The 22,521-nt window shown below is 74.0% G+C and carries 23 protein-coding genes; 9 read left to right on the top strand and 14 right to left on the bottom strand.

Features of this window, described 5'->3' with window-relative positions:
* The first annotated feature begins 88 nt into the window (after positions 1–88).
* Positions 89–757 carry a pentapeptide repeat-containing protein gene (locus ABT129_RS19290; RefSeq protein WP_351902514.1) on the top strand — a complete coding sequence of 223 codons (669 nt, stop codon included), beginning with the start codon at positions 89–91 and terminating at the stop codon, positions 755–757.
* Positions 758–929: 172 nt separating this feature from the next.
* Here ABT129_RS19290 and ABT129_RS19295 read toward each other — a convergent pair whose 3' ends face one another.
* From ABT129_RS19295 to ABT129_RS19305, 3 genes are read right to left on the bottom strand one after another with little or no spacing between them, the layout of a single operon-like run.
* A complete protein-coding gene (locus ABT129_RS19295; RefSeq protein WP_351902517.1) occupies positions 930–1,430 on the bottom strand; it encodes a hypothetical protein in 501 nt (166 codons plus the stop codon).
* A gap of 13 nt (positions 1,431–1,443) precedes the next feature.
* Positions 1,444–2,106 carry a response regulator gene (locus ABT129_RS19300; RefSeq protein ID WP_351902520.1) on the bottom strand — a complete coding sequence of 221 codons (663 nt, stop codon included), beginning with the start codon at positions 2,104–2,106 and terminating at the stop codon, positions 1,444–1,446.
* On the bottom strand, positions 2,103–3,257 hold the full coding sequence (locus ABT129_RS19305) for a sensor histidine kinase (RefSeq protein WP_351902523.1): 1,155 nt from the start codon (positions 3,255–3,257) through the stop codon (positions 2,103–2,105). The genes ABT129_RS19300 and ABT129_RS19305 overlap by 4 nt, the downstream gene beginning before the upstream one ends.
* A gap of 426 nt (positions 3,258–3,683) precedes the next feature.
* Between ABT129_RS19305 and ABT129_RS19310 the strand changes: the two genes are divergently transcribed.
* Complete coding sequence (locus ABT129_RS19310) at positions 3,684–4,688, top strand: ATP-binding cassette domain-containing protein (protein WP_502981813.1); 1,005 nt, start codon at positions 3,684–3,686, stop codon at positions 4,686–4,688.
* Positions 4,685–5,488, top strand: coding sequence for an ABC transporter permease (locus tag ABT129_RS19315; protein WP_351902526.1), 804 nt, complete (start codon positions 4,685–4,687; stop codon positions 5,486–5,488). The genes ABT129_RS19310 and ABT129_RS19315 overlap by 4 nt, the downstream gene beginning before the upstream one ends.
* A 99-nt stretch (positions 5,489–5,587) precedes the next feature.
* Here ABT129_RS19315 and ABT129_RS19320 read toward each other — a convergent pair whose 3' ends face one another.
* The 3 genes from ABT129_RS19320 to ABT129_RS19330 form a co-directional block, all read right to left on the bottom strand.
* Positions 5,588–6,793 carry an FAD-dependent monooxygenase gene (locus ABT129_RS19320; RefSeq protein ID WP_351902730.1) on the bottom strand — a complete coding sequence of 402 codons (1,206 nt, stop codon included), beginning with the start codon at positions 6,791–6,793 and terminating at the stop codon, positions 5,588–5,590.
* Between the two features lie 249 nt (positions 6,794–7,042).
* A complete protein-coding gene (locus tag ABT129_RS19325; protein ID WP_056553350.1) occupies positions 7,043–7,663 on the bottom strand; it encodes a response regulator in 621 nt (206 codons plus the stop codon).
* Positions 7,663–8,775 carry a sensor histidine kinase gene (locus tag ABT129_RS19330; protein WP_351902733.1) on the bottom strand — a complete coding sequence of 371 codons (1,113 nt, stop codon included), beginning with the start codon at positions 8,773–8,775 and terminating at the stop codon, positions 7,663–7,665. Before ABT129_RS19330 ends, ABT129_RS19325 begins: the two co-directional genes overlap by 1 nt.
* A gap of 399 nt (positions 8,776–9,174) precedes the next feature.
* Here ABT129_RS19330 and ABT129_RS19335 point away from each other — a divergent pair, with 399 nt between their 5' ends.
* Together ABT129_RS19335 and ABT129_RS19340 are read left to right on the top strand one after the other, a co-directional pair.
* On the top strand, positions 9,175–9,714 hold the full coding sequence (locus tag ABT129_RS19335; RefSeq protein WP_351902529.1) for a GlcG/HbpS family heme-binding protein: 540 nt from the start codon (positions 9,175–9,177) through the stop codon (positions 9,712–9,714).
* A 110-nt stretch (positions 9,715–9,824) separates the two neighbouring features.
* Positions 9,825–11,249 carry a M1 family metallopeptidase gene (locus tag ABT129_RS19340; protein ID WP_351902532.1) on the top strand — a complete coding sequence of 475 codons (1,425 nt, stop codon included), beginning with the start codon at positions 9,825–9,827 and terminating at the stop codon, positions 11,247–11,249.
* 22 nt (positions 11,250–11,271) lie between these two features.
* Here the strand turns inward: ABT129_RS19340 and ABT129_RS19345 are convergent, their stop codons facing one another.
* Genes ABT129_RS19345 through ABT129_RS19355 form a run of 3 tightly spaced genes read right to left on the bottom strand, consistent with a single transcriptional unit; the run spans position 11,272 to position 14,741 of the window.
* The gene (locus ABT129_RS19345; protein ID WP_351902535.1) at positions 11,272–12,975 is read right to left on the bottom strand and encodes a sensor histidine kinase; all 1,704 of its coding nucleotides are present in this window, start codon (positions 12,973–12,975) and stop codon (positions 11,272–11,274) included.
* 10 nt (positions 12,976–12,985) lie between these two features.
* Positions 12,986–13,810, bottom strand: a complete 825-nt coding sequence (locus ABT129_RS19350; RefSeq protein ID WP_351902538.1) for an ABC transporter permease — start codon at positions 13,808–13,810, stop codon at positions 12,986–12,988.
* A complete protein-coding gene (locus ABT129_RS19355; RefSeq protein ID WP_351902541.1) occupies positions 13,788–14,741 on the bottom strand; it encodes an ABC transporter ATP-binding protein in 954 nt (317 codons plus the stop codon). Before ABT129_RS19355 ends, ABT129_RS19350 begins: the two co-directional genes overlap by 23 nt.
* A 108-nt stretch (positions 14,742–14,849) precedes the next feature.
* On the opposite strand from ABT129_RS19355, the gene ABT129_RS19360 reads away from it, so the two are divergent.
* Entirely contained in the window at positions 14,850–15,533 is a 684-nt protein-coding gene (locus ABT129_RS19360; protein ID WP_351902544.1) for a response regulator, read from the top strand.
* Positions 15,534–15,584: 51 nt separating this feature from the next.
* Positions 15,585–16,028 (top strand): NUDIX hydrolase, encoded by a 444-nt coding sequence (locus ABT129_RS19365; RefSeq protein WP_351902547.1) that lies wholly within the window; start codon positions 15,585–15,587, stop codon positions 16,026–16,028.
* Here ABT129_RS19365 and ABT129_RS19370 read toward each other — a convergent pair.
* Entirely contained in the window at positions 16,006–16,530 is a 525-nt protein-coding gene (locus tag ABT129_RS19370) for a GNAT family N-acetyltransferase (RefSeq protein ID WP_351902550.1), read from the bottom strand. The genes ABT129_RS19365 and ABT129_RS19370 overlap by 23 nt on opposite strands.
* Before the next feature lie 177 nt (positions 16,531–16,707).
* Positions 16,708–17,283, bottom strand: coding sequence for a TerD family protein (locus tag ABT129_RS19375; RefSeq protein ID WP_351902552.1), 576 nt, complete (start codon positions 17,281–17,283; stop codon positions 16,708–16,710).
* Positions 17,284–17,398: 115 nt separating this feature from the next.
* Here ABT129_RS19375 and arfB point away from each other — a divergent pair, with 115 nt between their 5' ends.
* A complete protein-coding gene (arfB, locus tag ABT129_RS19380) occupies positions 17,399–17,836 on the top strand; it encodes an alternative ribosome rescue aminoacyl-tRNA hydrolase ArfB (protein WP_351902555.1) in 438 nt (145 codons plus the stop codon).
* 24 nt (positions 17,837–17,860) lie between these two features.
* Here the strand turns inward: arfB and ABT129_RS19385 are convergent, their stop codons facing one another.
* The 3 genes from ABT129_RS19385 to ABT129_RS19395 form a co-directional block, all read right to left on the bottom strand.
* The gene (locus tag ABT129_RS19385; protein WP_351902558.1) at positions 17,861–18,628 is read right to left on the bottom strand and encodes a GntR family transcriptional regulator; all 768 of its coding nucleotides are present in this window, start codon (positions 18,626–18,628) and stop codon (positions 17,861–17,863) included.
* Entirely contained in the window at positions 18,628–19,173 is a 546-nt protein-coding gene (locus ABT129_RS19390) for a GntR family transcriptional regulator (protein ID WP_351902560.1), read from the bottom strand. Before ABT129_RS19390 ends, ABT129_RS19385 begins: the two co-directional genes overlap by 1 nt.
* Positions 19,174–19,778: 605 nt before the next feature.
* Positions 19,779–20,342 carry a flavin reductase family protein gene (locus ABT129_RS19395; RefSeq protein ID WP_351902563.1) on the bottom strand — a complete coding sequence of 188 codons (564 nt, stop codon included), beginning with the start codon at positions 20,340–20,342 and terminating at the stop codon, positions 19,779–19,781.
* Positions 20,343–20,682: 340 nt separating this feature from the next.
* Between ABT129_RS19395 and cdgB the strand changes: the two genes are divergently transcribed.
* Complete coding sequence (cdgB, locus tag ABT129_RS19400) at positions 20,683–22,443, top strand: diguanylate cyclase CdgB (RefSeq protein WP_351902566.1); 1,761 nt, start codon at positions 20,683–20,685, stop codon at positions 22,441–22,443.
* Positions 22,444–22,521: the final 78 nt, after the last annotated feature.

Below are 22,521 nucleotides of genomic sequence, written 5' to 3' on the forward strand. Positions count from 1 at the left end.
TTCGACCCGGTCCTGCACGGGGGACGGACGGCGGGGGCGCGTTCGTGACATCGGGGGCGTTGTCAGTGGCGTACATCACCATGGGGGCATGGCGACGACGCGGAAGAAGAAGGTGGCGGGGGCGAAGAGGCCGGAGGTGCGGCTGCCTCCCCTGGAGGCGTACGAGGGCGGTCTCGAACCGGACGGGGACTACGACGGCCTCGAACTGACCGGGCTCGACCTCACGGGCCAGTCGGGGGAGGGCGCGCGGTTCCTGGACTGCGCGCTGCGCGACTGCGGGCTCGACGAGGCGCGCCTGACGGGCGCCCGCTTCCTCGACTCGGTGCTCACCGGCGTACGGGGAGTGGGGACGGTCCTCGCCGGGGCGCAGCTGCGGGACGTGGAGGTCGTGGACGCGCGGCTGGGCGGTGCGCAGCTGCACGGGGCGGTGCTGGAGAGAGTCGTCGTACGGGGCGGGAAGAGCGACTACCTGAATCTGCGGGCGTCGAAGCTGAAGGACGTCGTCTTCGAGGGGTGCGTGCTGAGCGAGCCCGACTTCGGGGGCGCGGTCCTCGAACGGGTCGAGTTCGTGGACTGCGTCCTCACGGGGGTGGACTTCAGTGGGGCGCGGCTCACGGACGTGGACCTGAGAGGGGTCCAGCGGCTGGAGATCGCGCGCGGCGTGGAGTCGCTCGCGGGGGCGGTGATCTCCGCGTCGCAGCTCTTCGACCTGGCGCCGGTGCTCGCGGCGCAGCTGGGGGTGCGGGTGGAGGGATAAGGGATAAGGGATAGGCGGGGGGCGCGGACCGGGCCTGAACTGGCCGGACCTGACCTGACCTGACTGGACCGGACCTGGCCGGACCGGCCTGACTGGACCGACCTGACCTGGCCGGACCGGCGCGGTGCGGGGAGCCGTGTGTGCGGGGGTCCGGTGCCGGGGGACCCTGCGGTCAGGGCAGGCGGGGGAAGCGGGCCTGGAGGGACCAGATGGCCGGGTTGTCCGCGAGGCCCTCGTGCATGTCCGTGAGGTCGGCGATCAGGTCGTGCAGGAAGTCGCGGGCCTCGCGGCGCAGCACGGAGTGGCTGAACGTGACCGGCGGCTCGTCGCCCGGCATCCAGTCGGCCTCGACGTCCACCCAGCCGAAGCGGCGCTCGAAGAGCATGCGGTCCGAGGACTCGGTGAAGTCGAGTTCCGCGTACTGCTGCTTGGCCGAGCGGTTGCCGCGCGGATCCTGGTCGAGCTGCTCGACGATGTCGCAGAGGGCCCAGGCGAAGTCGAGGACCGGCACCCATCCCCAGGCTGTGGACACCTCGCGGTCCGTCTTGGTGTCCGCGAGGTACACGTCCCCGCAGAAGAGGTCGTGGCGCAGGGCGTGGACGTCCGCGTGGCGGTAGTCGGTCTGCGGCGGGTCGGGGAAGCGACGCGAGAGGGAGTAGCCGATGTCGAGCACAGGGCCGATGGTGTCACGGCACCAGGCCCGCCTCGTACGCCCGGATCACCAGCTGCACCCGGTCGCGCGCGTCCAGCTTGGTGAAGAGGCGCGCCACGTGCGCCTTGGCGGTGGCCGCGCTGATGTGGAGCCGTTCCGCGATCTCCCCGTTGGACAGACCGCGGCCGACGAGGGTGAGCACCTCCCGCTCCCGCGCGGTGACGGCCGTGAGGCCGGTGGGCGCGGTGGGAACGGGGCCCGGCTCGGGGCGGGCCGCGAACTCCGCGATCAGGCGGCGGGTGACGCCCGGCGCGATCAGGGCGTCACCGGAGGCGACCACCCGGATCGCCGCGAGGATGTCGTCCAGGGCCATGTCCTTGACCAGGAAGCCGCTCGCCCCGGAGCGGAGCGCGCCGTAGACGTACTCGTCGTCGTCGAAGGTGGTGAGGACGAGGACCCGGGGAGCGCCGGGGCCCGCCGTGACGATCCCGGTGGCCTCGATGCCGTCCATGCCGGGCATCCGGACGTCCATCACGACCACGTCGGGCCGCAGCTCCCGGGCGAGGCGGACCGCCTCGCCGCCGGTGCCGGCCTCGCCGACGACCGCGAGGTCGGGGCTGTCGGCCATCAGGACCCGCAGGCCCGCCCGGACCAGCGGCTGGTCGTCGACGAGGAGGACGCGGATCTGCGGGGTCATGGGGTGGGGGTCCCTTCTCGGGCGGCCGGCAGGGGCAGTGTCGCGGTCACCTGGTAGCCGCCGCCGGGGCGTGGTCCCGCGGAGAAACGACCGCCGAGGAGCGTGGCCCGCTCCCGCATGCCGACGATGCCGTACCCGTGGCCGGTCCCGGCGGCCGGGTCCGGACCGGGGGCCACGGCCGGGCCCCGTCCACGTCCCCGTCCCGGTCCGGGTCCGGGTCCGGTGGGACCGGACGGGCCGTCGTCGGCGATCTCCAGGAGCAGCGTGTCGGCGCTCCGCTCCACGGTCACCCGGCAGACCGGTGTGCCCGCGTGGCGTACGACGTTGGTCAGCGACTCCTGGACGATCCGGTACGCGGCCAGGTCGACCTCCGGCGGCAGCGGCCGGTCGGGACCCCCGAGCCGCCGCACCTCGACCCGTACGCCCGCGTCCGCCGTCGACGCGGTGAGCCGGTCCAGGTCGGCGAGGCCCGGAGCCGGGTCGCGCGGGGCGGGGGCGTGCCCGGGGGTCTCCTGCGCGGAGGCCCGCAGCGCGCCCAGGGTGCGGCGCAGACCGGCGAGCGTCTCCCTGCTGGTGGTCTCGATGGTGGCGAGGGCGTTGCGGGCCTCGGCGGGCTGGGTCTCGATGACCCGGCGTCCGACGCCCGCCTGGATGGCGATGACGCCGATGCTGTGCGCGATCACGTCGTGCAGCTCGCGGGCGATCCGCAGCCGTTCGGCGGTCACGGCCTCGGCGGCCGTGCGGGCGCGCAGCTCCGCCGCGTGCGCGCGCCGCTCGCGCGAGGAGTGGCCGAGCAGCCCGGCGGTGAGCAGGGCGAGGGCCAGGGCGACGACCGTGGTGACGAAGACGTCCTGACCCGAGGTCGTGTACAGCGCCGAACCGGTCTGCACGGCGAGCGTCACGGCGGCGGCGGGCAGCGTGACCCGGAGCGGACGACGGGCCGCCAGCAGGCCGACGCAGGCGTCGGCGGCGAGGGCCGGAAGGTACAGGAGATCGGCGTCCGGCCGGGTCGTCGACGCGGCGAACAGGCCGGCGAGGAGCAGCCCGAGCGCCGCCCCGGGCCCGCGCCGGGCGAGGGGCAGCAGGAGGCCGACGGCGACGGCGGTGAGGAAGAACCGCAGCTCCGTGGAACGGAACGGCCCAGCCCGCACGCCGGCGAAGAGGACGAAGGGGTGCGCGACGGCCGCGCCCCGTACCAGGACCGCGGAGACACGGCCGCCGAAGCCGGGGCCGACGCCCGGGGCGGCGGTGAGCCCGGGGGCGGGCGCGGGCGCGGATCGGGAGCCGGACCCGGACCCGGACTCAGGCTGGGACCCGGACTCAGGCCCGGACCCGGACTCAGGCCCGGACCCGTACCCGGAAGAGGACGTGGACGTGGACGTGGACGCGGGCCCGGGCTCGGGTGCGGGCGCAGGGGGTGGCGCGGGTGGGGCGTCGGCGGGCATGGGCTGATCGTAGGGGGGGACGGCGGGCCGGACATCGGCCCGCGGGCGTACGCCCGCGGGCCACTGCCACCGGGCCGTTCCTCGCCGACGGGCCGATGTGCGCGGGGGTGCCGTCCCGGCAACGTGGGCCGGGTGATCGAAGCCAACGAACTGACCAAACGTCACGGCCACCGGCCGCTGCGCCCCTTCCGCCGGGAGCGGCGGCCGCAGGACGACCGGAACCTTCCCGGCCGCCTCGCCGTCGACCGGCTCAGCTTCACCGTCCGGCCCGGCCGCGTGACCGGCTTCCTCGGGCCGAACGGTGCCGGGAAGTCCACCACCCTGCGGCTGTTCCTCGGCCTGAACGAGCCGACCTCCGGGACCGCGACCGTCGGCGGGCAGCGGTTCCGGGAGCTGCCCCGGGGGCTCCGGCACGTCGGGGCGCTGCTCGACGCGCACGACGTGCACGGCGGGCGGACCGCCGAGGGGCACCTCGCCGCGCTCGCCCGGACCAACGGCATCCCGCGCCGCCGCGTCGGCGAGGTACTCGAGGAGGCGGGGATCGCCGAGGCGGCCCGACGCCGGATCGGCGGCTACTCCCTCGGCATGAGGCAGCGCCTCGGGATCGCCGCCGCCCTGCTCGGCGACCCGCCGGTGCTGCTCTTCGACGAGCCGGTCAACGGCCTGGACCCCGAGGGGGTGCTGTGGGCGCGGGGCCTGTTCCGGCGGCTCGCCGCCGAGGGGCGGACGGTGTTCGTCTCCAGCCATCTGATGAGCGAGATGGAGCACACCGCCGACGACCTCGTCGTCATCGGCCGGGGACGGCTGATCGCCGCCGAGAGCCTCGCGGACTTCGCGGCGCGCTCCACCCGAGGGAGCGTGACCGTACGGACCGCCGACCCGGCGGCGGGACCGGGCCTCGCCGCCGCGCTGACCCGCGCCGGGGCGACCGTACGGCCCCCTGAGGACGGGGGCGGGCCGCTCGCCGTGACCGGGATGGCGGCGGACCGGATCGGGGTGCTCGCCTTCCGGCACGGCACGCCGCTCGCCGAACTGGCCTCTCGGGGCTCGTCCTTGGAGGAGGCGTTCATGGAACTGACCGCCGACAGCGTCGAGTACCGGAAGGCCGGGCACCAGAGGGCGGGGGAGGGCCGATGAACGCCCGCTTCCGTGACCTCCTCGCCGGAGAGTGGGCGAAGCTGTGGTCCCTGCGCTCCACCCCCTGGGCGTTCGGCGTCGGCGCGCTCGCCGTCCTCGGCATCAACCTCAACGCCGCCTTCGCCGACTACCGGAACCACCCCCACTACTCCGAGGGCATCCGCGCGCTCTTCGTGCCGATCTGGGCGATGCGGGACGCCTTCACGCTCGGCGGGGCCATGGTGTTCATGCTCACGACCGGCGCCATCGGCGCGCTCGTGATCGTCGGCGAGTACGGCACCGGGCAGATCCGCACGACGTTCGCCGCCGTCCCCGACCGGCGGGCCGTGACGGTGGCGAAGACGCTGGTCCTGGCGGGCGTCATGCTCGTGTACGGGGCTCTCGTCGCCGGGGTGTCGTTCGCCGCCACCCAGGCGGTGCTCTCCGGCCGGGACGCCGGGATGTCGATCGGCCACCCGGGTGCGGCGGCGGCCGTCACCGCCTCCGCGCTGCTCGCCCCCGTGTGCGCGCTCGTCGGCTTCGGACTCGGGGCGCTCCTGCGGCACACGGCGACCACGATCGTCACCCTCACCGGCGTCCTGCTCCTGCTGCCCGCGCTCGTCGACGAGCGCGGCCGCTGGTCGGCGACGTTCCTGCACGCCCTGCCGCAGGGCGCGTGGAAGCGGCTCACGCAGGTGGGGGACTCGCCGGTGCCGGTGGAGTTCCCGTGGACGGCGGGCGGGGCGTGGACGGTGTACGCGGTCTGGTCGCTCGCCGCGGTGGCGGTGGCCCTGATCGCGGTCCACCGCCGGGACGTGTGAGCCGGTCACCGCGGGGCGATGCGTGGCTCGACGCGCGAGCCGACGCGGTGCGAGGCGATGCCGGGGTCGACCCGCGCGTCACGCGGAGCCGCGCGCCGGTCAGCGGCGGCCGTGGACCGCCCGGGCGACCCGCGGGCCCAGCCAGCGCTTGAGGCGGCGCAGTGGTTCCAGCTGTTCGGCGGCCCGGTCGATCCGGTAGTACAGCTGCGGCGGGATGTGCGGGAGCAGCGGCGAGTGGCGCTGGCCCAGGAGCGCGAACATCCGGGCCGGTTCGAGGCACATGTAGCGGGGGAGGTTCTCGTACCACTGGGCGCTGTAGCGGGCGGCGCTCTGCGCGGAGACGAGTTCGGCGCGGCGCCGCTTCCCGTACGTGGTGAGGGCCGTGTCGAGGTCCCCGGGTGAACGCAGGGCGTCCGCGAGGGCGAGCGCGTCCTCCAGGGCGAGCGTCGTGCCCGCGCCGATCGAGTAGTGGGTGGTGTGGGCGGCGTCGCCGAGGAGGACCAGGTTGCCGCGGTGCCAGACCCGGTTGGTGAGGGTGCGGAAGGTGAGCCACTGGGCGGCGTCGTCGGCCCGGTCGCGGCCGATCAGCTCGTGCCCGTCGAGGAGGTCGTGGAAGAGCTTCTCCAGGAAGTGCAGGCTGTCGGCCTCGCCGCGCGTGTCGAGGCCCAGCCCGGTCCAGGTCTCCGGGGAGCACTCGACGACGCAGGTGGAGCGCTCGCCGCTGAACCCGTAGGCGTAGCACCAGATCCAGCCGTGCGCGGTCTCCTTGAAGGCGAAGCTGAAGGAGTCGAAGACCTTGGTGGTGCCCAGCCAGATGTACGGGTTGCGGCCGCCCGTGACGGTGCTCCCGAAGTGGTCGGCGTGGGCCTCGCGGAGCACGCTGTGGACGCCGTCGGCGGCGACGACCAGGTCGGCGCCGGCCAGTTCGGGCGCGTCGGGGCCGGGGATGTCGTGCTCGAACTCGACCCGTACGCCCAGCTCCTCGGCCCGGGCGGCGAGGAGGGCGAGCATCCGCCGCCGTCCGATGCCGAAGCCGGCGTCGCCCCGGTGGACGGTCCGCTCGTCACGGACGATCGCGACCCCGTCGGTCCAGGTCACGGAGGCCTCCGCGACGGCCGCCGCGGACTCGGGGTCGCCCGCGCGCAGCTTGTCGAGGAGCCCGGCCCAGTACGTCACGCCCCAGCCGTACGTGGAGCCCTCGGGATTCCGCTCGTACACGGCGATCTCGTGGGCGGGATCCTGCCGCTTCAGCAGGATCGAGAGGTAGAGGCCGGCGGGACCGCCGCCGACGATCGCGAGCTTCACGTGCGCTCCCACGGGACCGAGTCTTGACACTGTGCGGTTGGACGGCAACGCACAGTAGCAGGGGGAGCCTCGGGTACGGCCGGGGCGCGAGGGGGTGTGGACGAGCACGTCGGCGCCGGGTGCTCGTACGGCGTATGCGCGGGTGGGCGGGTACCCGTACCCGTGCGGCGTGTGGACGGGTGGGGGCGGGCGCGTACCCGTACGGCGTGTGGACGGGTGGGCGCGGGCGGCGTACCCGCGGGGCGGCCGCTACGGCAGCAGGCGGCGTTCCTTCGCCACCGCGACCGCGCCCGCGCGCGTGTCGACGCCGAGCTTCGCGTAGATGCGGCCGAGGTGGGTCTTCACCGTCGCCTCGCTGATGAACAGGGCCCGCGCGATCTCCCGGTTGCCGAGGCCCCGCCCCAGCTGGCCGAGGATGTCCCGCTCACGGTCCGTGAGGCTCGGGCCCGCCGCGCCCCGCATCCGGTCCATGACCCGGCTCGCCACCGGCGGGGAGAGGGCGGTGCGGCCCTGGGCGGCCGCGTGGATGGCGGCGAACAGCTCCTCGGGCCGCTCGGCCTTCAGGAGGTAGCCGGTGGCGCCCGCCTCGATGGCCCGGGTGATGTCGGCGTCCGTGTCGTACGTGGTGAGCACGAGGACGTGGACCCCCGTCGGCGCGATCCGGCGGGTCGCCTCCACGCCGTCGATGCCCGCGCCCAGCTGGAGGTCCATCAGGACGACGTCCGGCTTCAGCTTCGCCGCCATCGCGACGGCCTCCTCGCCGCTTCCGGCCTCGCCGACCACCTCGATGTCGGGGGTGCTGCCGAGGAGGGCCAGCAGGCCGGCGCGGACGACGACGTGGTCGTCGCAGAGGAGGATCCGTACGGACATCACGACTCCAGGGAGAGCGGGATCGCGGCCGAGAGCACCGTGCCCTCGCCCGGGGTGGACTCGACTGTCAGGGTGCCGCCCAGCTGCCGCGCCCGCACGTCCATCGCGGGCAGTCCGTGGCCCCGTACGCCGCCCGGCTTCTCGACCGGGTCGAAGCCCCGGCCGTCGTCGGCGATGTCGAGGACCACCTGGTCGTCGAGGTAGGTCAGGGTCAGTGCGGCGGAGTCGGCGCCGGCGTGTTCGCGGATGTTGGCGAGGGCGCCCTGCGCGATCCGCAGCAGCGCCGACTGCACCCGTTCGGGCAGCGGCACCGCGATGCCGTCGACCCGGAACGCCGCGGACTCGCGGGCCGCCAGGCCGCGCAGGGCCTCTTCGAGGCCGCCGCCCTCGGCGAGGTCGGCGGGTGCCAGGTCGTGCACGAAACGGCGGGCCTCGGCCAGGTTGCGTTCGGCGATGGACTCGGCGGTACGGACATGGCGACGGGCGGTGGCCGGGTCGCTGTCCCAGGTGCGGTCGGCGGCCTGCAGCAGCATCTGCTGGCTGGACAGGCCCTGCGCCAGGGTGTCGTGGATCTCCATGGAGAGCCGCTGGCGCTCGGCCAGGGTGCCCTCGCGGCGCTCGATCGCGGCCAGCTCCCGCCGGGTGCGGATCAGGTCGTCGATCAGCGCGCGCTGCCGTGCCGCCTGCCGGTCGGAGTACACGAAGACCCCGGTGGCGATGGCGGCGACGGCCGGCGGGGCGACGATCAGGTTCGGGTCCCAGCCGCCGTGCGCGAGCTGCACCTGCGCGAAGACCACGAACGCGGTCAGCAGCGTGACCAGGCCGAGCGCGGCCCGGGCCGGGAGGGTCCGCAGCCCCGTGTAGAAGAGCGGCACCGCGCACCACGCGAAGCTGGGCGCGAGGACGACGAGCAGGATCCAGACGGCCACGACCGTGCTCAGCCAGGCGATCCGGCGGGGTGCGGCGCGGGTGCCGACGACGGGCCCGAGGAGGTAGAGGGAGGCGAGCGCGCCGGAGAGGGCGACGATCCAGGGGCTGCGGTCCTCCCAGGGGTGGCGCAGCAGGAAGCGGGCGAGCGAGGCGCCGAGGAGGAGGAAGAAGGCGATGTGCATGACCCGCGCCAGCCAGGGGGCGTCGGGGTCCTGGCCGGTCGCGCCTCCGGCGGGGTCCCCGGGGGGCCCGGTCGGGCTTCCGGCCGGCTGGGCGGTGTGCCTGCCGCCGGACTTCTTCGGCCGTGCCACGTTCCCGCCTCCCTGCCTACTTGACCTGGTGCTATCTGTCCATCCTGGCCCGGAGGGACCACGACGGCATCAGCCGATCGGCTGACCCGGCCGTCGTCCGGTGTGCGCGAGGAGGGCAGCCGGACCGTGGACCGGCCGGCCCGGGGCCCGGCCACAGGATGGAGGGCAGAGCGAGGGAGCGGCACACCGCCCCGCGGCTCGCCCGACTTCCCCACCGCGGTTCACCTCACCGCGGCTCGTCCCACCCCACCTCACCTCACGGAGTTCCTCATGAAGAAGATCCTCTTCGGTGCCACCGCTGCCGCCGTCCTCGCCGCCGGTACCTTCGGCGCGGTCTCCGCGAACGCCTCCGCCCCGGCCGCGGCGCCCGCCGCCGCGGTCCGTGCCGACGCCGGGAACGGCAACCTCCAGCAGTCGACGCACCTGACGATCGAGGCCGCGACGAAGGCCGCGCAGGCCACGCTGGACGCCGCCGAGAAGGAGAACCAGCGCGTCTCCGTCGCCGTCGTCGACCGCAACGGCAACACCCTCGTCACCCTCCGCGGCGACGGCGCCGGCCCCCAGTCCTACGAGTCCGCCGAGAAGAAGGCGTACACGGCCGTCTCCTGGAACGCCCCCACCTCGGAACTCGCCAAGCGCCTCACCAACGCCCCCACCCTCAAGGACATCCCCGGCACCCTCTTCCTCGCCGGCGGAGCCCCCGTCACCGCCAAGGGCGCCCCCATCGCCGGCATCGGCGTCGCCGGCGCCCCCTCCGGCGACCTCGACGAGAAGTTCGCCCAGGCCGGCGTCGCCGCCCTCACCAAGTAGCCCCGGCCACCCACAGCCGGCGACGGCGCCCGGATCCCCCGCCGGGCGCCGTCGCCTTTTCCGTATCCGCCCTGCTCAGGTTCTGTGCCGACGGTGCATAGGATCGATACGTGACACCGCGCAACCGGACCGGAGCAGCAGCGGGCGGCCTCGCCGCCGCCCTCATCTCCCTCGCGCTGCTCGCGGGCGGCTGCACCGAGGCCACCGGCGGAGTCCGGGGGACTCCCGGGACCGCGGGGCTGCGCGACCCGTACTTCCCGAAGCTCGGCAACGGCGGCTACGACGTACGGCACTACGCCCTCACCCTCGCCTACGACCCGGGAAGCGGACGGCTCGACGGCACCGCCGAGATCACCGCCCGCGCCACCCAGGACCTCAGCGCCTTCAACCTCGACCTCGCCGGCCTCACGGTCGACCGGGCGTCCGTCGACGGCGCCCCCGCGGCGGTCAACAGGGCGGGGAACGAGCTGACGCTCCGGCCGCGCGAGGAGATCCGCGAGGGCGCGGAGTTCCGGACGGTCGTCAGGTACGCGGGTGTACCCGAGGCGATCACCGACGCGGACGGCTCCGAGGAGGGCTGGCTGCGCACCGCCGACGGGGCCGTCGCGGTCGGCCAACCGGCGGGCTCCATGACCTGGTTCCCCGGCAACCACCATCCCTCCGACAAGGCCGCGTACGAGCTCACGCTCACCGTCCCGGCCGGTCTCGAAGCGATCTCCAACGGCGTCAGGACCAGCCGCCGCACGACGGCGGACGGCCGCGTCACGAGCGTGTGGCAGGCGCCGGAGCCGATGGCGAGCTATCTGGCGACGGTCGCGATCGGCCGGTACGAGACGGAGGAGACGGGCGGGAAGGGGAACGCGAGCACGACCACCGCGCCCGTGCTCACCGCCGCCGAGCGGTCCGTCGCGGACGCCAGTGCCGCGTTGCGGGGCGAGATCCCCGAGATCCTCGCCCGGCAGACCCGGCGCTTCGGCCCGTACCCGTTCTCCACCGCGGGGGCGATCGTCACCGCCGACGGGACCCTCGGGTACGCCCTGGAGACCCAGACCCGGCCCGTCTTCCCCGCCGCCTCCTTCGACCGGACGACGCTCGTCCACGAGCTGGCCCACCAGTGGTTCGGGAACTCGGTGTCGCCCGCGACCTGGCGGGACCTGTGGCTGAACGAGGGCTTCGCGACCTACGCCGAGTGGCTGTACACGGAGGAGTTCGAGCACGTCCCCGCGCGGACGCACTTCGAGCGGGCCTTCGCGCAGGACGCCAACTGGGCCTTCTCGCCCGCCGATCCGCCCAGCGCCGAGAACCTCTTCGACCCGCCCGTGTACCAGCGGGGCGCGATGGTCCTGCACAAGCTGCGCGAGACCGTCGGCGACGCGACCTTCGATCGGATCCTGCGCGGCTGGCCCGCGAAGTACCGTCACGCCAACGCCTCCACGGCCGACTTCACCGCCTACGCCGAGAGCGTGGCCGGACGCGATCTCGACGCGCTCTGGGACGTCTGGCTGTACGGCGACGGCCGGCCGGAGAGCCCCTAGGGCCTGTCTGATCAGACAGGCGCTAGGGCCTCAGCACGTCCTTGGCGGCCAGGCGCGTGCCGGACCAGCACAGCCGGTAGAGGTCGACCTCCGCCAGGAGGTTGCCGTTCGAGCGGTAGAACCCGCACTCCGTGCCGGGCGGCCGGTGCGCCGAGCGCGCGCCGTCCGGCGGATACGGGAAGGGCCGCGCCGGGAGCAGCCCGGCGAGTTCGGCACGGGTCCGGCCGACGCGCAGCTCCTCGTAGGCGGACGGCGGCAGCACACCGGTGCTCAGCTGGTACGCGAGGAACACGGCGGCCGGTACGAAGAAGAGCGCCGCCCCGGCGGGTACCGCGAACGCGGCCGCGAGCCGGCGGCGGGCGCTGCGCCGCACCTGGGCGAGCCGCCGGACCGCCTCGGACGCGGAGCCGCCGTCGCCGGGCGCCTCGGCGCGGTGTGGTGGCGTCGCGCGGTGCGGGAGGGTGGCGCTGACGTGGAACCCGTCCTCGTACGGGCCGGTCCGCAGCGTGCCGCCGAGGACGGTGACCCGCTCCCGCAGTCCCGCCAGACCGTGGCCGCCGCCCGGGGGCGTGGGCGACGGGCCCGGTACGGGGAGGGCGTTGACGATCCGTACGTGGGTGCGGTCGTGGTCGCGGTCATGGGCGATGCGGACCCGGACGGTGCTGCCGGGGGCGTGCTTGGTGGCGTTGGTGAGGGCTTCGCGCACCACCCGGTACACCCCCCGTTCGATCAGCGGGGAGAGCGTGGGCGGCGGGCCCTCGCGCTCCCAGCGGACGGGCACGCCGGCGGCGACCGCCCGGCCGAGGAGCGCCTCGACGGTGTCGGCGGGGGCCACGGCCGCCGGCAGGAGCGCGTCCGCGTCCGCGCCCGGGCTCGCGCCCGCTCCCGTGCCCTCGTCCGTACCCGTATCCGTATCCCGGCCAGAACCAGCATCCGACCCCGACCCCGAGCCCGACCCCGACCCCCACCCCGACTCCGACTCCGACCCCGGCTCCGTGCGCAGGACCGTGACCGTCTCCCGTAGGTGGTCGACGGCGTCCGCGATCGTCCGGCGCAGTTCCGCGAGGTCCTCCCGGTCCCGCGCGTCCAGCGTGGGGGAGAGTTCCAGGGCCCCGGCGCGCAGCGCGACCAGGCTGAGGACGTGGCCCAGGGAGTCGTGCATGTCGGCGGCGATGTCGGCGCGTTCCGTCAGCCGCGCCCGTTCCGCGACGAAGCGCTGCCGCTCCTCCAGGCTGCGGGCCAGCCGCCACCCGCCGCTCACCAGCTCGGTCCGCCCGCGCCAGTACCGGCCCGCGAGCCACGGCAGGAGGAGCGCCGTCGGCAGCACGGTCAGCGTGTAGAACCACCACACCGGCCCGGCCCGCAGGACGGCGCAGACGGCGAGGGCGGCGGCCAGGCAGCCCGCGAGGACCAGCAGCGGGGTGCGGGCCCCGGCGGCCCGCACCCCGAGGAGGCAGCTCGCCGCGCCCAGGGTCAGGACCGAGACGTGCGCGGGGCTCGTCGCGTCCGCGAGGCCGACGGCGCAGAGGGCGCCGGCCAGGGCGACCGCCCCCGTCGGCCGGTGCCGGGCGAGCGGGACGGCGACGGTCGCCACGAGGAGCGGGAGCACCAGGTCCCGGACGACCGAGGGGGTCGCGTCGCCGCGGAACCAGACGACGTGGGCGCCGCACAGGGCCGCCCAGAGGGCCAGGTCGCCGAGGACGCGCCGGGGCGCTGGGGCTGTCATCCGGCCGACGCTACGCGTCGCGCCGGAGCAGCAGGTACCGGCCCGTCAGATGGGCGGCCAGCGCCCAGGCGGCCAGGACCAGGACGGCCGCGCCCGGCGGATAGGGGACGTCGGCGCCGCCGCGCATGAGGTGGTCGCCCGCGCTGTGCGGGAGCCAGTCGTGGAGGGTGAGCAGGGCGGGGCCGCCCAGGGCCAGGAGGGTGCTCGGCAGTGCCCAGAGGAGGGTGACGAGCACGGTGAGCGTGCCGGCGGCGTGCCGGGTGGCGAAGGCCGCGCCCACGGTGAGGACGGCGACGAGGGCGTAGTAGCCGCCGAGGGCGAGGGTCTGCCGGGCGGCCGAGGCGGCGTCGAAGGAGGCGTGGCCGGAGAACGGGGCCCAGGAGACCGCCATGCCGAGGACCGCGCCCACGGTTCCGGCGGCGAACGAGACCAGCGCGGCGAGCAGCGCCTTGGCGAGCTGCACCCGGTGCCGGACCGGCACCCAGAGGAGCGAGGCGCGCACGCTGGTGGTCGTGTACTCGCCCGTCACCGTGACCATGGCCAGGACGACCACGGCGAACTGGACGAGGACGGTGGAGGAGACGGGGGCGTTGCCGAGGGGCTGGACGGGCTGGGCGTTGATGCGGGCGATCGAGGCGTAGTAGTAGCTGTACACCCCGGTCACCGCGAGGGCGGCGAGCAGACAGATGTACGGAGCGCGGACCGACCACAGCTTGGTCCACTCGGCGCCGAACGCCCCCGTGAATCCACCGCCCGCGAAGCTGCCCGTGGAGCCGTCGCCCGCCCGGTTCCCCTCGCCGTCCCGGACTCCGTCACACGTCGTGGTCGCGCTCACCGTTCTCCCCTCCCGTCACGTACTCGACGCTCCGCGCCGTCAGATCCATGTACGCCTCCTCCAGGGAGGCCGTCACGTCGTTCAGCCGGTGCAGCCGGACGCCGTACCGGTGGGCGAGGTCGCCGACCCGGGCGGCGCTCCGGCCCCGGACGACGACCGTCCCCGGTGTCGCCGCGGCCTCCGCCTCCACCGTCACCCCGGGTTCGGCCGCGAGGTGGCGGACGAGGACGGAGCGTTCTCCCGGGTCGGGCACCTCGACCCGTACGGACGCCAGGGCGCTGTCCGCGAGGAAGTCGGCCATCGGGGTGTCCGCGAGCAGCTTGCCCCGGCCGATGACGACGAGGTGGTCGGCGGTCAGCTGCATCTCGCTCATCAGATGACTGGAGAGGAGGACCGTGCGGCCCTGGGCGGCCTGGCCGCGCACGAGCCGGCGCATCCAGCGCACACCGTCCGGGTCGAGTCCGTTGACGGGTTCGTCCAGGACGAGGGTCGGGGGGTCGCCGAGCAGCGCGCCGGCCACGCCGAGACGCTGGAACATGCCCAGCGAGTACGAGCCGGCCCGGCGTCGCGCCGCCTTGGCGAGGCCCACCATGTCGAGGACCTCGTCGACCCGGCGGACCGGGATGCCGTTGCTGCGGGCCTGCGCGACGAGGTGGGAGCGGGCCGAGCGGGCCGGGTGCACGGCCTTCGCGTCGAGGAGCGCGCCGACCTCGCGGAGCGGGTGGCGCAGGGCCGCGTAGGGCCTGCCGTCGATGAGGGCGGAGCCGCGGGAGGGACGGTCGAGGCCCAGGATCATCCGCATCGTGGTGGACTTCCCGGCGCCGTTGGGCCCGAGGAAGCCGGTCACCTTCCCTTCCCGGACGTCCAGGGTGAGGCCGTGGACGGCGGTGGTGCCGCCGTAGCGTTTCGTCAGTTCTCGGAGTGCGATCACGGGGTGGACGCTAGGAGCGGTCGCGGGGGCGACACATGGGGCGTTCGGCAGCACCTTCCTTCCCTTCGTCAGGGGTGCGGCCCCGTCCTCCGGCCGTAGGCTCGCGGGGTGGAAGAGAGCGCAGCAGCCCGCCGCCCGGTCCGTGTCCTGGTGGCGGACGACGAGGCGATGGTCCGGGCGGGGGTGCGGGCCATCCTGGCCCGGGACGACCGGGCGGAGGTGGTCGCGGAGGCCGCCGACGGGCACGAGGCCGTCGAGCTGACCCGCCGTCACCGCCCCGACGTGGTCCTCCTCGACATCCGGATGCCGGGCCTCGACGGCCTGGCGGCGGCGGTCCGGATCCACCGCGTGCGGCCGGCGACCGGCGTGATCATGCTGACGACCTTCGGGGAGGACGCGTTCATCTCGCGCGCGCTCGAAGAAGGGGCCAGCGGCTTCCTGCTGAAGGCGGACGACCCCCGGGAACTCCTCCACGGCGTGCAGGCGGTGGGAGCGGGCGGGGCGTATCTGTCGCCGAGGGTGGCCGCCCGGGTCATCGCGGGACTGCGCGCCCATCGTGCCGCCCGGCCGCGCCGCTCCCTCGACCACCTGACGCCACGGGAGCGGGACGTGCTCGCGGGGCTCGGAGCGGGGCTCTCCAACGCGGAGATCGGGGCCCGGCTCCATCTGGTCGAGGGCACCGTGAAGGCGCACGTCAGCGCCGTCCTCGCCAAACTCGGGGCGCGCAACCGGGTGGAGGCCGCCCTCACCGCGCACGAGGCCGGACTGGTCGCGCGGGCCGGTGACCACTGAACCGGCGGCCCCCACCGGGGCCGCCTCCCGCAGATCCCCGGAAGGGAACCGATGAACACGCCCGTGCGCAAGCGCGTCTCGGCCTACGCGATCGTCGTCGAGCGCGACCACCTGCTCCTGACCCGCCTGTCGGAGGCCTCGCCGGTCTTCGAGCCCGGTCTCTGGCACCTCCCGGGCGGCGGGATCGACCCCGGGGAGCAGCCGGTGGAGGCGCTGGCGCGGGAGCTGTACGAGGAGACGGGGCGCGTCCTCGCCGGGGCCCGGCTGGTCGACGCCCGCACGTACGAGGCCACGCGGAACGGCGTGACCTGGCACCTGGTGGCGCTCTTCTACGCGGTGGAGCTCCGGCCCGGGGACCCCCTGGCCGTCACCGAGACGGACGGCAGCACGGAGGCCGTGGCGTGGCGGCCGTTGGCCGGGCCGGTGGAGGAGCTCTCCCCGGCGGCGGCCGACGCGCTCCCGCTGGCCGGGGTCAGCGGAGGGGCTTGCGCATGACCACGCAGGGGCGGCCGTGGGCGCGGTCCGGGCGGCGGTCGGTCTCCTCGTAACCGAGGGAGGTCCAGAAGGCCAGCGCCCGCGGGTTGTCCTCCAGGACGGCGAGCCGCAGCCCGGTGCGGCCCTCGGCGCGGAAGCGGTCCTCGACGTACGCGGCGAGGCGGCGTCCGTGGCCCGCGCGCCGTTCGTCGCCGTGGACCAGGAGCAGCCCGAGCCACGGGTCGGGGTCGGCCGGGTCGGGGTGGCGGCCGAGGGTCACGGCGACGGCGACGAGCCGGCCCTCGGAGCGGGCCAGGAGGACCTCGGCGGTGGGCTGGGCGAGTTCGTCGGCGAGGGCGGCCGCGACCTGCTCGGGACGGATGGCGGAGGGGTCGGGGAAGTCGCCGCCGAGCTGGTGGAACTCCTCGTCGGACGCGTACAGCGCGGTGAGTTCGGTGAGCAGCGCGCCGGGGAGGGCCGCACCGTCCTCCAGGGCCTTGGGCACGAGGGCTTCGACGATCACGCGGCAAGGGTAGAGCCCCGGCGGGAAATCCCGGCCGGGGCTCTACGAGGTCCCGCGGAGGTCCTACGGGGTCCGTGTGAGGTCCCGCGGAGGTCCTACGGGGTCCGTGTGAGGTCCTGCGGGGGCCCTACGTCCCACCCGGTGGTCCGTAGATCTTGCCGCAGGCCTCAGGGGGTCCTAGAGGTTCACGCCGAAGTCGCGGGCGATGCCCTCCAGGCCCGAGGCGTAGCCCTGGCCGACCGCGCGGAACTTCCACTCGGCGCCGTTGCGGTACAGCTCACCGAAGACCATGGCGGTCTCGACGGCGGCGTCCTCGGAGAGGTCGTAGCGCGCGAGCTCGGCGCCACCGGCCTGGTTGACGATGCGGATGTACGCGTTGCGGACCTGGCCGAAGTTCTGCGAGCGGGCGACCGCGTCGTAGATGGAGACCGGGAAGACGATCTTGTCGACGTTGGCCGGGAGGGCCGCGAGGTTGACGTTGATCTGCTCGTCGTCGCCGCCGCCCTCGCCGGTGCGGTTGTCACCGGTGTGGACGATGGTCTGGTCCGGCGTCGACTTGTTGTTGAAGAAGACGAAGTGCGCGTCGGAGGCGACCTTCCCGGCGGCGTCGACACCGATCGCCGAGGCGTCGAGGTCGAAGTCGGTGCCGGTGGTCGTACGGACGTCCCAGCCGAGGCCCACGGTGACAGCGGTGAGGCCCGGGGCCTCCTTGGTCAGAGAGACGTTGCCGCCCTTGGACAGGCTCACAGCCATGGAAAGTCCCTTTCATCGTGGTGTCGTCGCCTGGAGAAACGCGTACCCGCCCCTGTCGGTTCCCGGCGGGTTCCGGACGAAAAGAGGATGACTCCGATGGCCCACAGCGGGGAACATGGAGGGCATGTCCGGTCCGTACCCCATCCGCGGCTCCGTCTCGCTCCCCGAGGCCGAGCTCCAGTGGCGTTTCTCGCGTTCGTCGGGCCCGGGCGGACAGCATGTGAACACCAGCGACTCCCAGGTCGAGCTCCGCTTCGACCTCGCGGCCACCGAGTCGCTGCCCGAGGTGTGGAAGGCCCGTGCCCTGGAGCGGCTCGCCTCCCGCCTGGTGAACGGCGTCGTGACGGTCCGCGCCTCGGAGCACCGCTCCCAGTGGCGCAACCGCGAGACGGCTGCGGTGCGGCTCGCCGCGCTCCTCGCCGAGGCGACGGCCCCGCCGCCGAAGCCCCGCAGGCCGACGAAGATCCCGCGCGGTATCAACGAGCGCCGGCTGCGGGAGAAGAAGCAGCGCTCGGAGACCAAGCGCACCCGCCAGTCCCGCGACTGGGGCTGAGCGCCCCGCGAGACGGTTGGCGGGCTACGTCACGGGCAGGCGGTAGCGCATCCGGTACCGGTGCGCCGCCTTCGTCATCAGCGTGACCTCGATCGGACGACCGGCGTCGGAGTAGACCACCCGGAAGGCGACCAGCACGGGCATGTCCTTCGGCAGCTCCAGCGCCACGACTTCTTCCTCCGTCGGGATCTCGGACGACAGCTCGTCCACGAACTCGCGTGGAGGGAAGCCCATCGAGTGGAGCAGCGCCGGTGTACCGCCTCGAATCCGCTTCTTCTCCAGGATGGCCGTGCCCTCGACCAGGCTCAGTGGGTAGTAGGACCTCGTGAGTTCCGTCGGCTCCTCGTCCAGGAACAGGATCTGTCTGCGGAGCACGGCTCGCCCGCCGTTCTCCAGCCGTAGGGCTTCGCCCACTTCCCTCGGCGGGACGACGACCTCGACGTCGAGGAGCTGGGACCTGCCGACCTGCTGCCGCTTCGCGGCCTCGGAGATCCACGCGTAGGGCTCGCCCTGCCCGTTCGGCCGCATATAGGCGATCGGCTCGACGGACTGCTGCGCGTGGTGCCGCACGTATACGCCCTTGCCGGGGAGCCCTTCGAGGAGTCCCTCGGCCTTCAGGGCCTGGAGGGCCTTCTGGACGGTCGTGTTGGCCACGCCGCCGTGCTGCTCCATCAGCTCGGCCGTCGAGCCCAGCTTGCTTCCCGGAGGGAGGTCGCCGCGGGTGATCTTCCGTCGAATCTCGGCCGCGATCTTCTGGTGTGGTGATCTCGGGTCCTTGAACTCCTTCGCCATCACACGCCCTGCTTCCCGAGCCGGTACATGAGGTGCCTGCCCGCCGGCATGGTCATCAGGGAGGCCTCCATCGGTGTCCCGTCGGCGGTCAGCGTCAGGCGGAGCAGGTGGAGGACAGCGCTGCCCTCGGGCAGCCCCAGGTCCTCGCACTCCTCCGCGGTGGCGAGGGCGGCACTGACGTCCTCCACGATCTCGGCGCCGGTGTATCCCAGCTCCTTGAGCAGGGTGACGGCGCCGCCGGGGACCTTGCGCGGTTCCGCCAAGGGCGTGCCGCCGGCGACGGAGATGGGGTAGTACGAATCGGCCAGCTCCACGGGCCGGTCATCGAGCAGGATCAGGCGGCGCCTGACGATCACGCGCTCGGTGGAGGGCAACCGCAAGGCGGCGCGGACGGCGTCGGGAGCGTCCGTTTCGCCTGCCTGGAGAAGTCGCTGGCCGCCGTGGCGGCCACGGCGAGCGGCCTCGTCGGTCCATGCGTCGCTCTGGCCGGGTTTGCGCGGTGCCAGATACGGCGCAGTCTCGCTGATCCACGCATCGCCCGACATGTTCCTACCTCCAGCTGAATGTTGTCAGCGACCCTACTTCCTTGTCCCTGGCGGACGGAGAGCACCCTTAAGCGCTTGCCGCTTTAAGCGCCTTTCGCTTAAGGTTGCTCCATGGAAACGACGGATGCTGACGAACCTCAGCACGCTGCTCCCGTGCCGCCGGCAGGGCTGAGCCCGGCTCTCCGTGCGCGTGCCGAGGCCGGATGGCGGAAGTTCCTCGACGAGTGGTTCGACGCCTGCGAGGAGTCCGAGCGGTGAGCGCACCGTCCGCCGATGACCGGGAGGGCCACCCCTTCCTCCACCGGAGGGTTCGCGACATCGCGAGTCGGGGGGAGGGGGTGCTGACGGCCGTCGTGGACGAGTGGCACGGCGGTCGGCTTCTGCGCATCGCCTACGTACAGCCCGCTGTCGGTGTTGCCTGGACCACGGCGGCCGACAACATCCGGCCCGCTCTGTGGCGAGATGCCTCACCTGCTGAAGGGGCCCGAGGCGAAGGGGACGCGTCAAGAGGAGCGGGAAGAGCCCCGGGCCCCATCACCGCCGGGCCGTGACGCGGGAGCGATGGCGCGCTCGCGCCACTCCCTCCCCGTCCCTGGCTCGCCGCCTCAGGACAGGTGCCGGTACTTCCCCTGGTAGTAGGTCAGCGGGTCGCCCTGCGGGGTCGGGTCGCCGACGGTGAGGACGCGGGCCACGACGAGCGTGTGGTCGCCGGCGACGACGCGGTTCTCCGTACGGCACTCCAGGGTGGCGAGCGCGCCGCCCATGAGCGGGGCGCCGCTCTCCTCGCCGCGGGTGAACGGAAGGTCGGCGAAGAGGAGCCGGTCGCTGACGCGGTTCTTCATCGCGAAGCGCCCGGCGATGTGCCGCTGGTCCTGGGCGAGGATCGACACCGCCCACATGGGGACGTCGGTGAGCAGGTCGTCCATGCGGGAGCCGTTGCGGAGGCTGACCATGACCAGGGGCGGGTCGAGGGAGACGGACACGAACGCGGTGGCGGTCATGCCGACGTCCTCGCCGCGCGGGCCGTCGTCGGGGTCGTGCGCGGTCACCAGGACCACGCCGGCCGCGAGGCGGGACATGGCCGCCCGGAAGTCGTCGTTGCTCACCCCCTCAGCATGAGGGATCGCCAGATCGGACACGGGGGGCGAGGCGGGGGTCTTCTGCAGCACACCCGCACGCTAGTCCGGGCCTTCCGGGGGGCGCATCGGGCCCGGGGACCAGTCCGGCACCCTCGCCGGTCCTAGGACCTCAGGCCCCGGCCGGCCCTTCCCGCGCCGGATTCCCGGGCCCGTCGGCCGTGCCTCGCGCGGGCCGGTCGCAACCCGCCATGACCTGCTGTGACTTGAGTCACAGAGGCGAGTATTTGCTGACCCTGTGTACCGGGTGCGCAGCTCGCTGTGATTCAGTGGCACGAGACTGTATGTGAAACACGAGGTTGCAACACGCCGGTGCCACACGAAGCCGATGAGAACCCTGGAGTTGCTGTCGAGGTCTCGGGGAGAGCGAGCGATGGAGACCGAGTCGGAGCCGTACGTCCGTCTCTCGACCCTGCGGCAGCTGCATCAGGTCGTGGCGGACCTCAACACTGCGCGCAGCCTGGCGGACACCCTGCAGACCGTCGCCGACGGTGTGGTCGCCGGTCTCAACTACGAGCTGGCCTGCGTCAACCTCGTACGCCCCGACGGTGACCTCGTCGTCGCCGCCTTCGCCGGAAGCTCCGCCGCCGAGGCCCTGATCACCGGCCGGGTCGGCTCCCGCGCCTCCTGGGAGCGGCGCCTCACCATGGCCGCCGCCTGGGGCGACCTGCGGTTCATCCCGCACACCGAGGGCTGGGTGCTGATGGAGGACGACGTCCCCCAGTGGCACACCGACGGCCCCGCGCCCCGCTTCGAGGACGAGTGGCACCCGCACGACCGGCTCTACGCCCCGATGTACGCGTCCGGCTCCGGCCGTGAGCTCCTCGGCGTCATATCCGTCGACCGCCCGCGCAACGGCCGGCACCCCGGCCCCTGGGGCCAGGAGGCGCTCCAGATGTACGCCTCCCAGTCGGCGATAGCCATCAGCAACGCCCGGCTCCGTTCCAACATGCAGCGCGCCCTGGTCCGCCTGGAGCGGGAGCAGCAGGCCCTGCGCGCCAGCGAGGAGTCGTTCCGGCAGGCCTTCGAGTACGCCCCCTCCGGCATGGCCATCGCCGAGATGGGCGGCGACCAGCACGGCCGGCTGCTCCGTACCAACGACGCGCTGTGCCGGCTCCTGGGGCGGCCCGCCTCCGTCATGCGGCGCTACTCCTTCGCCGACCTCGTCCACCCCGAGGACATAGGCACCCTGCTGCGGACCTCCGCCGAGGGCGGCCGGGCGGAGCTGCGGCTCGGGCGGCGCGACGGCACGTACGTGTGGGTCTCCCTCCGCAACTCGGTCGTCGCCGACACCGCCGACGGCCCCCGTTTCCTCCTCACCCACGTCGAGGACATCGAGGAGCGCAAGCGCCACGAGCTCCAGCTCGCGCACCGCGCCTCGCACGACGCCCTCACCGGCCTTCCGAACAGCGCCGAGCTGCGCTCCCGGCTCTCCGCCCGGCTCTGCGAGCGCCCGGCGGCGCACGCGGCGGCCGAGCAGGCCGCCGGGTACGGCGGGGGGTACGAGTCCGGGCGGGACGGCGGCTACGAGACGGGGCACGGCCCCGGTCACGACCCCGGACGGCCCGGTTACGACCCCGGGCAGCCCGGTTACGACTCCGGGCACTCCGGCTACGAGTCGCCGTACGAGCACGAACACGAGCACGGCTTCGGTTTCGAGCCGGCGGGCGGCGTCGGACCGTACGACCACCACGTCCACATCGTCGCCCCCACGGGCGGTGACATCGACGACGGCACCAAGGGCCTCGCGGTCCTCTTCTGTGATCTCGACGGCTTCAAGTCGATCAACGACCGCTTCGGGCACCACACCGGCGACGCGGTTCTCATCGAGGTCGCCCGCCGGCTCACCACCGGGGTCCGCGACGGTGACACGGTCGCCCGGCTCGGCGGCGACGAGTTCGTCGTCCTCGCCGACGGGCTCGGCTCCGCCGACGCCGCCGACCTGGCCGTACGGCTGCGCAACGCGATCATTCCGCCGATCCGGGTGGACGGCCGGGCGGTCCGCGTCGGGGCGAGTTTCGGCATCGGATGGGCCGAGTGCGGCATGTCCGTGGAAGAGGTCCTGAACTCCGCCGACCAGCGGATGTACGTGGAGAAGCGCTCGCGCGCCAAGGTGCACCGGCGCGCCGGCTGAGGCCCTTGACACGCCCGGGACCGCTTCGGGGGCTGGTCCGTTCGGGGTAGGCTCGGCCGGTCGGCGACGGCTGGCGAG

Origin of the sequence: Streptomyces sp. NPDC002057 (genome assembly GCF_040296665.1) — a bacterium.
Classification (GTDB): Bacteria; Actinomycetota; Actinomycetes; order Streptomycetales; family Streptomycetaceae; genus Streptomyces.

Excerpts from the sequence above, each read along its gene's own strand:
- ABT129_RS19290 (WP_351902514.1), top strand. The coding sequence starts at position 89 with ATGGCGACGACGCGGAAGAAGAAGGTGGCGGGGGCGAAGAGGCCGGAG.
- ABT129_RS19300 (WP_351902520.1), bottom strand. The coding sequence starts at position 2,106 with ATGACCCCGCAGATCCGCGTCCTCCTCGTCGACGACCAGCCGCTGGTC.
- ABT129_RS19315 (WP_351902526.1), top strand. The coding sequence starts at position 4,685 with ATGAACGCCCGCTTCCGTGACCTCCTCGCCGGAGAGTGGGCGAAGCTG.
- ABT129_RS19325 (WP_056553350.1), bottom strand. The coding sequence starts at position 7,663 with ATGTCCGTACGGATCCTCCTCTGCGACGACCACGTCGTCGTCCGCGCC.
- ABT129_RS19330 (WP_351902733.1), bottom strand. The coding sequence starts at position 8,775 with ATGCACATCGCCTTCTTCCTCCTCCTCGGCGCCTCGCTCGCCCGCTTC.
- ABT129_RS19335 (WP_351902529.1), top strand. The coding sequence starts at position 9,175 with ATGAAGAAGATCCTCTTCGGTGCCACCGCTGCCGCCGTCCTCGCCGCC.
- ABT129_RS19345 (WP_351902535.1), bottom strand. The coding sequence starts at position 12,975 with ATGACAGCCCCAGCGCCCCGGCGCGTCCTCGGCGACCTGGCCCTCTGG.
- ABT129_RS19365 (WP_351902547.1), top strand. The coding sequence starts at position 15,585 with ATGAACACGCCCGTGCGCAAGCGCGTCTCGGCCTACGCGATCGTCGTC.
- ABT129_RS19375 (WP_351902552.1), bottom strand. The coding sequence starts at position 17,283 with ATGGCTGTGAGCCTGTCCAAGGGCGGCAACGTCTCTCTGACCAAGGAG.
- arfB (WP_351902555.1), top strand. The coding sequence starts at position 17,399 with ATGGAGGGCATGTCCGGTCCGTACCCCATCCGCGGCTCCGTCTCGCTC.
- ABT129_RS19385 (WP_351902558.1), bottom strand. The coding sequence starts at position 18,628 with ATGGCGAAGGAGTTCAAGGACCCGAGATCACCACACCAGAAGATCGCG.
- ABT129_RS19390 (WP_351902560.1), bottom strand. The coding sequence starts at position 19,173 with ATGTCGGGCGATGCGTGGATCAGCGAGACTGCGCCGTATCTGGCACCG.
- cdgB (WP_351902566.1), top strand. The coding sequence starts at position 20,683 with ATGGAGACCGAGTCGGAGCCGTACGTCCGTCTCTCGACCCTGCGGCAG.